The sequence below is a fragment of the Actinomadura sp. BRA 177 genome (assembly GCF_013372625.1).
In the GTDB taxonomy this organism is placed as follows: Bacteria; Actinomycetota; Actinomycetes; order Streptosporangiales; family Streptosporangiaceae; genus Spirillospora.
Genome location: NZ_JABXFD010000280.1, coordinates 1 through 1,333, shown reverse-complemented (window position 1 = coordinate 1,333; position 1,333 = coordinate 1). Strand labels below are relative to the sequence as shown.

Annotated in this window: 2 pseudogenes; both read right to left on the bottom strand. The window is 77.3% G+C overall.

Annotated elements, in window-relative coordinates:
• A pseudogene (locus tag HUX53_RS12395) lies at positions 1-307 on the bottom strand (hypothetical protein); the annotation flags it as partial.
• Between the two features lie 37 nt (positions 308-344).
• Positions 345-1,244: pseudogene (locus HUX53_RS12390) on the bottom strand (NAD-dependent epimerase/dehydratase family protein); the annotation flags it as partial.
• Positions 1,245-1,333 lie beyond the last annotated feature (89 nt).

Below are 1,333 nucleotides of genomic sequence, written 5' to 3'. Positions count from 1 at the left end.
TGGGGTGTGTGGTGTGGTGTGTTGGGGGGAGGGGGGGCGCGGAGGTGGACAGGGTCCGCGTGGTCGGCAGCGTCAGATGGGGAGAGGGGGCAGTCCAGGGCGCACACGACGTCGGTCCGGGCGGCCAGCAGCCCGGCCGCGGCTTCGGCGCCGCGACGACGCGGGCGCCGTGGTCCGCGGCGACGCGCGCGGAACCGTCGGTGGAGGCGTTGTCGGCCACCAGGGGCCGGAACCCGGCGGGCATCCGGGTCAGCACCCAGGGCAGCGCCTCGGCCTCGTTGAGGCACGGGAGAACGACATCGATCACGGGTCTGACGCTACTTTCGGTGACGGGCCGGCGACCCTTACGAACTGGTGACGGGCGTCCGGGCGAACTCGGCCATCCCGTCGGCGAACGCGACCGCCGGGGAGAAGCCCAGCTCGCGGCGGGCCCGGTCGGGCCGGGCGACGATGTGGCGGACGTCGCCGAGCCGGTAGCCGCCGGTGACGCGCGGCTCCGGTCCGCCGCACGCCGCGGCGAGCGCGCCCGCCATCGCGCCGATGGTGCGGGGCTCGCCGCTGGCGATGTTGTAGGCGCGCAGCCCGCCGGGCTCGGGCGGCCCGGCCGCGACCCGCTCCAGCGCCAGCACGTTGGCGCGGGCGACGTCGCGGACGTGCACGAAGTCGCGGCGCTGCCCGCCGTCCTCGAACACCAGCGGCTCCCGCCCGTCCAGCAGCCGGGACCGGAAGATCGCCGCGACGCCCGCGTAGGGGGTGTCGCGCGGCATCCGCGGCCCGTAGACGTTGTGGTAGCGCAGCGCGGCCGCCGACCCGCCGGTCGCGCGCGCCCACGACGCGGCCAGGTGCTCCTGCGCGAGCTTGGTGTCGGCGTAGACGTTGCGGGGGTCGGCCGGGGTCTCCTCGGCGACGGCGCCGGGCGTGAGGGGCCGGCCGCAGCCGGGGCAGGCGGGTTCGAAGTGCCCGGCGCGCAGCGCGTCCTCGGGGCGGGGCCGCGGCCGGACGGGGCCGTGCCGCTCGCAGGCGTAGGCGCCCTCCCCGTACACCACCATGGAGGACGCCAGCACCAGGACGGCGACGCCGGCGCGGGCCATCTCGGCCAGCAGCACGGCGGTGCCCTGCACGTTGGCGGAGGTGTAGCCGGGCAGGTCGGACACGCCGGCGCCGAGGCCGACCTTGGCGGCCTGGTGGCAGACGGCGTCGACGCCGGCCAGCCGCCGCGCGACCGCCTCGGCGGCGCGGACGTCGGCGGGCGGGCCTGTCCCCTATACCCATCTGACGCCGCCCGACGACGGGGACGGCTGGAACTCGCGCGGCCCCCGCACTCTCAACAAAA